The sequence below is a fragment of the Zoogloea dura genome (genome assembly GCF_012927165.1).
Classification (GTDB): domain Bacteria; phylum Pseudomonadota; class Gammaproteobacteria; order Burkholderiales; family Rhodocyclaceae; genus Zoogloea; species Zoogloea dura.
Genome location: NZ_JABBGA010000029.1, coordinates 44,665 through 52,843 on the forward strand (window position 1 = coordinate 44,665; position 8,179 = coordinate 52,843).

An 8,179-nucleotide genomic window follows, 5' to 3' on the forward strand; every position below is an offset into this window, starting at 1 on the left:
TGCTTGGAGGAGAACAGAATAATGAATACGTTTCGAATCTGCGGTATCGCGTCGCTGGGCTTGCTGACCTCGATGCACCCGGCGCTGGCGGCCGACTGGACGGTGTCCGGCCTGCTGCGGGAGGAGATCGCGGTCAAGCTGGGCAACGGCCAGAATCCGCTCAATCACGCTGGCAATGTCTACAACGGCGTGGCGGTGCCGAACACCGGGCTGGGGCCCTTCCTCGCGCCGGGCGCTGCGCCGGCCACTCTGACCCGGCCGGCCTCCCAGGCCAAGGGCAGTGACCTGAACATGCTGGCGACCCGGGTCGAGCTGAACCTGGACGGCCAGCTCGACGACAACTGGGCGGCCCATTTCAAGCTGCGCGGTTTCACCGACCAGATCGGCCGCGTCGAGAACGCCTTCAAGAACCAGAACCTGTACGAGCAGAGCTATGGCGGCAACCGCTACGGCGCCGGGCTGGGCGTGGCCGGCAAAGACTGGATGCTGGATCTGCCGCTGGCCTACCTGGACTACAACAAGGGCCCCCTGTGGCTGCGCATGGGGAACCAGCAGATCGCCTGGGGCGAAGCCGTGTTCTTCCGTGTGGCGGATGTGGCGAACGGACTCGATCTGCGCCGCCACAGCCTGTTCGACGTGGCGGCCGAGGAGTTCTCGGACAAGCGCGTGTCGTCGCCGGCGATCCGCGGCAGCTACCGGGTGGGGGAGCAGCTCCAGGTGGAGGGCTTCGTGCAGCAGTTCAGCCCGTCCGTGCTGCCCGGCGCGACCTCGCCCTACAACCCGATTCCGGCCCAGTTCGTGATCGACCAGAAGACGGGCTACGACAAGGCCCGGGGCGACATCAACCTGGGGCTGCGCCTGCAGGCCAAGGTGGACGACGTGGGCATCCAGGCCTTCGCGGTACGCCGGACCAATCCGGACGGGGTGTATCGGTGGACCGAGGCCAAGGGGGCGGGGGCGATTGCCGGCACGCCCTTCTCGGCGGGCTCCGGGGTGGGCGTGTATAGCGCGAAGGAGTGGTTCCGCTACGCCAGCCTGGCCCGCCTGGACGGCGTGGGCGGGCTGATGAGCGCCCTCAACGAGTTCTCGGCGACCCGGCCGGGGGGCGCACTGGCCAGCACCGCCGCGGCGGTGGCTGGCGGCTGCGGCGCCTCCGGCAGCACGCCGGGCGCCATGGCAGGGGGCGGCGCGGCGTCCTCGTGCATCCTCGACACCTTCTTCGACCCGGTGGCCGGCTTCGGCAACCTGCAGGGCTGGCTGGTGCGCGAGTACCTGCGCGAGAACGTCTTCGGCTTCGGGCTGAACACGGTCTTCAGCGGCGAGCCGGACTCGCTGACCGACCAGCTGATCGGCCGCTTCGAGCTGTCGTACACCCCGAACAAGAAGCTCACCAATCCGAACCTGTCGCAGCGCTACCTGGAGCGGGACGAGCTGAACTTCGCCTTCATCGCCGAGAAGTACCACAAGTTCAGCACCTCCCTGCCGGCCACCTACATGGTGCTGCAGTGGATGCACAAGTCCGACACGGACCTGTTCGGCCGCCCCCTGGCGGGCAGCAACAACACGCCCGGCGAGGCGCCCCGGGGCAAGCGCGGCGGGGCCGACTACGTGGCCTTCGTGCTGCAGCAGCCGTCGCCGTCGCTGGAATGGCGCTTCGACCTGGCGGCCCTGACGGACATGAAGGGCGGCTGGTACCTGCAGCCGGGCACCCGCTGGAAGCCGGGCAAGGACTTCCAGCTCGATGTGTATGCCAACTACCTGCGCAGCAGCAACAAGGGCCAGGACTTTGCGGAGGGCTATGCCTATGCACGGGAACTGCTGCTGCGCGGCTCCTGGTATTTCTGAGCGGCACTGGAGGGCGGAATGATGGATGGAGCGATGAACGGCGTGGCGGACGGCCATGCAAGAGCCCTGTTTTCCTCGGCGGCCCTGTTCAACTTTTCGGCAGGCATCACCTTCCTGGTCGGCATGCCCTGGTTTGCGGCCCTGATCGGCATGCAGCCGGTTCCGGCGGATCCGCTGTTCTGGCATTTCGGCGCGGTGCTGGTGCTGGCCTTCGGCTGGGGCTACTGGCGGGTGTCCCGCGACCCGGTGGCCAACCGCCCGATCATCCACATGGGAATCGTCGGCAAATCCCTGGTGGTGCTGGCCGGTTACACGGACTGGGCGCTGGGCAATACCAACTGGCCCTTCGTGCTGCTGATCAGCGGTGATGCGGTCTATGCGCTGCTGTTTGCCCACTACCTGAGGCAGCGGCCCGTCCGGGCTGCATAGGCAGGACGGCGTGATGAACGGGATTGAGGATGGACTATGAGTGACTATCGAGCGCCGCTCGCCGACATGCGCTTCGTGATGAACGAACTCGCCGGCCTGGGCGAGCTGAGCGGGCAGCTGGCGTGCTTCAGCGAATCGACGCCGGACATGGCCGAGGCGATCCTGCGGGAGGCGGCGCGCTTTGCCGAGGAGGTCCTGGCGCCGCTGAACCGCCGGGGAGACATGGATGGCTGCACGCTCGCCGAGGCGGAGGTGAGCACGCCGGCGGGCTGGAAGGAGGCCTACCGGGCGCTCTGCGAGGGAGGCTGGGGCAGCATCAACCTGCCTGCCGAGCACGGTGGCCATGGACAGCCCGAGGCCATCGGGGTGGCGGTCAAGGAGATGATGTTTGCCGCCAACCTGTCCTTTTCCCTGGCCCCGCTGCTGACCCTGGGGGCCGTCGAGGCCTTGCTTGCCTGCGCCGGCCCGGAAGTGAAGGCGGCTTACCTGGCCCGGATGGTGTCGGGCGAATGGTCCGGCACCATGAACCTGACCGAGCCCCAGGCGGGCTCCGACCTGGCCCTCATCCGGACCCGCGCGGAGCCCCACCCGGACGGGAGCCACCGGCTCTTCGGACAGAAGATCTTCATCACCTACGGCGACCACGACCTCTGCAGCAACATCGTGCACCTGGTGCTGGCGCGGCTTCCCGATGCACCACCGGGGGTCCGGGGCATCTCGATGTTCCTGGTGCCGAAGCGCCTGGTGAATGGCGACGGGACGTTGGGGGCGCACAACGATGTGCGTTGCGTGTCCCTCGAGCACAAGCTCGGCATCCATGCGAGCCCCACCTGCGTGATGGCCTATGGCGACGGGGGCGGTGCGGTGGGCTACCTGCTGGGCCGGCCCAATCGCGGCCTCGAGTACATGTTCATCATGATGAACGTGGCCCGCCTGGCCGTCGGGCTGCAGGGGATCGCCCTCGGCGAGCGGGCCTGGCAGCAGGCCCGGGCCTATGCCGCGGAGCGCCGCCAGGGCCGCGACGCCCTGAGCGGGGCGGCGGCGGTCTGCATCGACCGGCATCCCGACGTGCGCCGCATGCTGATGCTCATGAGATGCCAGGTGGAGGCCTGCCGGGCGGTGGCCTATGTGACCGCTGCCCAGCTCGACCGGGCCCAGGCCCATCCGGATGCCGCAGAGCGGGCGCGCCAGCTGGCGCTGGCCGAATTCATGATCCCCATCGTCAAGGCCGGCGGCTCGGAGATGGGCGTCGAGGTGACGTCGCTGGGCATCCAGGTGCACGGCGGGATGGGCTTCATCGAGGAAACGGGGGCCGCACAGTTCTGGCGCGACGCGCGGATCACCACCATTTACGAAGGCACCACCGGCATCCAGGCCAACGACCTGATCCTGCGCAAGCTGCTGCGCGACGATGGAGCCGTGGCGCGTGACCTGTCCGGGCAGATCGGCACTGTGGTGGATCGATTGACAGCCAGCCCGCGGCCGGACCTGCAGCGGTTGGGCACGCGCCTGCGGTCGGCGCTGGAAGCGTGGACCCGGGCCACCGACTGGGTGCTGGCGCAGGCGGGGCCGAACCTGGCGGGCGTGCTGACCGCGGCGGTGCCCTACCTGCAGCTCGCGGTATCGCTGTGCGGTGGCTGGCAGATGGGCAGGGCGGCTCTGGCTGCCGCAACAAAGCTGGCCGATCCCGAGGCGGATCGCGCCTTCCTCAACAGCAAGCTGGCGTCCGCATGCTTCTATGCCGATCACGTGCTGCCGCGGGCCATCGCCTGCGCGGGGACCGTGCAGGCCTGCGATGCCGATTCGATACGCCTGATGGCGCATGACTGGGAGAACGACGATGACAAATAGAAAGACCGTGACCGTGTTTGCCGCCACTGGGGTGGCGGGGTCGGCGTGCGTGGAGGAATTGCTGCGCCAGGACCTGTTCGACGTGCAGGTGCTCGTCCGCGCCTCCGGCCAGCAGGAGAAGTCCTCCTCCGGGTTGCTCAACGCCGAGGACGGCAAGAAGAAGCGCTGGGACGACTGGCAGCGCCGGGGCGTCGTGGTGCGCTCCGCCGACGTGACGGATCACGCCTCGCTGATCCCTGCCCTGGAGGGGACGGACTACCTGGTGTCCTGCGTGCCCCTGTTCGCCACCGAATCCCAGTATCCGTTGATCTGGGCCGCGAAGGAGGCGGGAGTCGAGCGTTTCGTTCCGTCGGAGTTCGGCTTCATCTACGACTGGGAGCAGTTCTGGCCCACGGACAACGCGCACAAGACGGCGGCGCGCCAGAAGGTGTTCATCCGCAAGATGATCGAGATGGCCGGCCTCGATTTCACGATCATTCCGGCGGGCCTGTGGATCGAGTATTTCATGGCCGAGCCGGTCGCCGTGATGGGCGACGGCAATACCCGCTTCTCCTGGTCCACCGGTCGCGACGTGGGGCGCATCATCCCCCACATCCTGGCCCACCCGGCCTCCCGCAACGCCGTGTGCCCGGTTGCCGCGACGGCCTATTGCACCTGGAACGAACTGCTGGAGATCCGCGAAGGCCTGCTCGGCCGCAAGGTCGCCCGCAACTACCTGTCGAACGAGGACTGGAAGCGGATCTACGCCGCCGCGCCCGACGGCCCCATGAAAGCCATCCTGGGCATTGGCGTGGCTGCCACCGAATGCCCCGAGGGCATGGCCCTGTGGGCCAACTGGAATGCCCTGCACCTCCCCGGGTTCAGGGGGACGCCGCTGGAAACGCTGTTCCCGGAGTACATCGAGCCGCGGGTGTCGGAATTGCAGGGGGCTTTGGGCTAGGCGTCCAGGGTGCGTGGAGCGCCCCTGCCAATGGACTGGCAGGGGCTGCCTGGTTCACAGCAGCCTCTCCGCCAGACGCCTGATGCCGTCCAGGGCTCCCAGTTCAAGGACGAGTGCATCCTGCCGGGGGCGTTGGGCATCCCGCGGGTTGATGCGGATGAAGCTGCCGCCCACCCGCTCGCCAAAGTGGCGCACGGTGGGGATGGCGGTGCCAGCGCCCAGCTCGACCACCACCGGCCGCCGGACCCGGGCCAGCCAGTCGTCGATGCGTAGGTGCTGCTGCCGTGTCCTGTTCTCCAGCCAGTTCCAGTCATCGAACATCAGGATGTTGGGGCGGGCGATGCCGCTGCATGCGGGGCAGCGCGGGAAGGCGTTGGTCAGCAGGCATCCGGCTTCATCGATGGCGGGCGCAAAGCCCGCTGCAGGCCAGATGTGGGACGAGCAGGCCGATGACAGGCATTGCAGATGGTGGATGGAGCCATGGCATTCAAGGATGCGTGATTCCGGGAAGCCCGCCTTCTGGAATTGACCATCTACATTGCTGGTGAACACAAAGAGCCCATGCGCCAGGGGCTCGGCGATGCGCTGGAGCAGGGCAAAGCCCTCGTGCGGCCGGGTGTCCCGATAGCGCTTCAGGCGGTGTCCATAAAAGCCCCAGGCAAGCCGCGGATTTGCGAGGAAGGCCGCGGGGTTGGCGATGCGGGTGAAGTCCAGCCGGGCCCGGCCGAGGGCCGGGTAGGCGGCCCACAAGCCTTCGTTACCGCGGAAGTCGGGCAGGCCGGAGTCCACGCCCATGCCGGCGCCGGCAGTGACCAGGAGTCCGTCGGCCTCCCGGATCGCGGCGACGGCGCGGGCGAGGGTGTCGTCGATCTCATCGGGCGCTGGGCTGTTCATGGGTGTCCTTTTCCATGGAGAGAATAGCCTGCCAGAGTCGCCACCGTGTTGCCGCAATTCGCCACCCGGTCGGGTGAGGATCTCTGGAATGACGACGAGGATCGATTGAGCGACGTTCTGCCGAGAATTGCAGGGGCCTGCGGGCGCTTGTGATGCGATTGCTGCATCCAATAAAAAGCGTCAATCCCGTCGGGGATATGGGGTGAGATTGGTGGGTGTGAAATCAGTGAAGGCCATAAAGGCGATGAGTCGGGTCGTCAGGGTAATTGACCGGATGATTCTCCGCACAAAACAAAAATGCCTTCGGAGGGTAGGCTATGTAATCTGTCTTAAACGGATTAGTTTTGAAATATATAGGCTAGATAGTTGAAAATTTGACATATTTAAGGGAGTGGAGCACTGTGATGGCTCCCTATCGTGCCCCATGCATCACAAACATTGACACTTAAAGCCCACCCGGCGGGCCCCGAGGTTCACCCCGCCAAGACGACCCGTGCTCCCACCGACACTTGGTTCCCTCTTGTAGAGTGGGCAAGCGCTGCAGGCTGCTTCAATGAGCTCGGCCTGCTCGCGCTCGTTTGCCAGAGTACAAAGAACCCTGAATGGCTCGGCACCGTCTTCCATCGGATGTCAGCCTTCAAGGCTCGCCAACTCTTGATCGATTGGACTGCCTGCTTACCCGAACTCGAGTCCCTGTACACTTTGGCGTATGAGGTGAGCGTTACCTCTTCGCCAGTGATCCCTTCCGCGTTGCCGGCCTCCGTTCCGCCAGAGCGGCAATTGCGGGGGAGCCTCTCCACCGCCTTCATTGTCGCGTCACTGATCGATCCTGCCCCGCCTGCGCGCCATAGCCGTCAAGCGTCAGCATTTCCAGAGTGGTTTGACACCCTACGCTTGTGGTTGCTTGGCCAGGCCTGGATTCGGGGGTTACGCAGAAATTATCTGGATCAGAATTTGAGGACAGTCACGGATGCTGTCCGGCACGCAGCTGGGCGCGATCCAGGTTGGCTCAAATTGCTGTCGGAACTTTATGAGCCATTGCCGGCTGACTTTGAATCAGTGTCCAACGCCCTTCGGCGAAAAGCTCAGGCACGACTCCTCGCGTCCGATGAGGATCTGGCCGGCGCAGAGCGGCGGGTGCTGCAGGCCATCATTAGGTTGGCGAAGAACGAGGACGCGCCGATCGCAGTTGCGTCGTCCGAAGACGATGAGTTCCGTGTGCAGGTGCCGAACCGTTTTTCCCGGGGTGATGGGGGGGCACCCATACACGCCCTTCCGGGATTAGAAGAAGGCGACAGCGATCTTGTCGTCGATCTGGATGAAGGCGCTGACGCTGATGGCCAGCGTGTCGCTTGCTTTGTCGGCAAGGCTGCGGAGACCCCCACCCAACGGAACATCACCGGCAAAACGATTTTGCTGCGTAGCAACGAGTTCGGACAGTACCTACCTTGGTCTTGGCATCAGCTGACACCGCAAGAGCGAACCGCTATCGAAGCGTGGCTTGAGTCTCAACCTGAGAGCTTCGGGCAGGACGCCTTGATTGCTTCGATGGCTTGGATTTCTCTTGTCACAGGATATTCGCTCGCGCAAGTGCTCAACTTTGGGGTCGCCGGCGACGTGCACGGCGACTGGCAACTTTCCACCGAACTCGATGCGTTGTTCCGCAAGCCTCCCCGCCCTTCGTATATGCGAGAGTTGCCGAGTGCTGTTGCAGAGGTGCTGGCGACTCCGGCGTCCGTCCATACCATTCGGTTGCCGGAGTGGATCCGAGCTGCGCTAGCGGGTGCCACGCCGATCTCGGCCCCCAAAAAATTGGCTGATTTTTGGACGTCGGTGACGGAGACTCCCAGTCAGGCTTTTTCGCGTATAGCCACGGCACGGGGTTTTGTACGCGTCACGACAAGTATGCTCGGTCATGTGCTGTGTCCGTACCGGTTTAAAACTGACCAGGTGTACCGGTTGAATTTTGACCAGGGACGATAGCCGCCCGTCATTCAGGCTGCTGTGGATAAGTCTATCGGTTTTTCCCTTCCTGGGAAGCTCCTTCCACGTCGATGGCGAGGTGTGTGTTGGCGGTGCGCCCTCCGCGCAGGGCGGAGCCCGGAGCGGAGGGCGCACCGGGGCGCCGTCAGAAGGGTTCAGCATCCTCGGCCGCGCCCGATGTCCGCCTCGCTTTCTCCCGGGTCTTGATCTTTGATCTGGCCACCGCGCTGCTGTGTT

6 protein-coding genes are annotated in these 8,179 nt (G+C 65.3%); 5 read left to right on the top strand and 1 reads right to left on the bottom strand.

Annotation, left to right across the window (positions count from 1 at the left end; all coding sequences use genetic code 11):
* Positions 1 to 21 precede the first annotated feature (21 nt).
* From HHL15_RS22655 to HHL15_RS22670, 4 genes are read left to right on the top strand one after another with little or no spacing between them, the layout of a single operon-like run.
* Positions 22 to 1,845, top strand: a complete 1,824-nt coding sequence (locus tag HHL15_RS22655; protein WP_169148092.1) for a DUF1302 family protein — start codon at positions 22 to 24, stop codon at positions 1,843 to 1,845.
* A gap of 18 nt (positions 1,846 to 1,863) precedes the next feature.
* Positions 1,864 to 2,274: a hypothetical protein gene (locus HHL15_RS22660; RefSeq protein WP_169148093.1), complete on the top strand. Its 411-nt coding sequence runs from the start codon at positions 1,864 to 1,866 to the stop codon at positions 2,272 to 2,274.
* A gap of 36 nt (positions 2,275 to 2,310) precedes the next feature.
* Positions 2,311 to 4,125, top strand: coding sequence for an acyl-CoA dehydrogenase (locus HHL15_RS22665; protein WP_169148094.1), 1,815 nt, complete (start codon positions 2,311 to 2,313; stop codon positions 4,123 to 4,125).
* Positions 4,115 to 5,065, top strand: coding sequence for an NmrA family NAD(P)-binding protein (locus HHL15_RS22670; protein ID WP_169148095.1), 951 nt, complete (start codon positions 4,115 to 4,117; stop codon positions 5,063 to 5,065). The genes HHL15_RS22665 and HHL15_RS22670 overlap by 11 nt, the downstream gene beginning before the upstream one ends.
* A gap of 54 nt (positions 5,066 to 5,119) precedes the next feature.
* Here HHL15_RS22670 and HHL15_RS22675 read toward each other — a convergent pair whose 3' ends face one another.
* A complete protein-coding gene (locus HHL15_RS22675) occupies positions 5,120 to 5,959 on the bottom strand; it encodes an SIR2 family NAD-dependent protein deacylase (RefSeq protein ID WP_169148096.1) in 840 nt (279 codons plus the stop codon).
* A 1,014-nt stretch (positions 5,960 to 6,973) separates the two neighbouring features.
* Here HHL15_RS22675 and HHL15_RS22680 point away from each other — a divergent pair.
* Positions 6,974 to 7,942 (top strand): hypothetical protein, encoded by a 969-nt coding sequence (locus HHL15_RS22680; protein ID WP_169148097.1) that lies wholly within the window; start codon positions 6,974 to 6,976, stop codon positions 7,940 to 7,942.
* The last annotated feature ends 237 nt before the right edge of the window (positions 7,943 to 8,179 follow it).

What these genes read in the sequence shown, in the direction of transcription:
- HHL15_RS22675 (WP_169148096.1), bottom strand. Translation starts at nt 5,959, where the DNA reads ATGAACAGCCCAGCGCCCGATGAGATCGACGACACCCTCGCCCGCGCC.
- HHL15_RS22655 (WP_169148092.1), top strand. Translation starts at nt 22, where the DNA reads ATGAATACGTTTCGAATCTGCGGTATCGCGTCGCTGGGCTTGCTGACC.
- HHL15_RS22665 (WP_169148094.1), top strand. Translation starts at nt 2,311, where the DNA reads ATGAGTGACTATCGAGCGCCGCTCGCCGACATGCGCTTCGTGATGAAC.
- HHL15_RS22670 (WP_169148095.1), top strand. Translation starts at nt 4,115, where the DNA reads ATGACAAATAGAAAGACCGTGACCGTGTTTGCCGCCACTGGGGTGGCG.
- HHL15_RS22660 (WP_169148093.1), top strand. Translation starts at nt 1,864, where the DNA reads ATGATGGATGGAGCGATGAACGGCGTGGCGGACGGCCATGCAAGAGCC.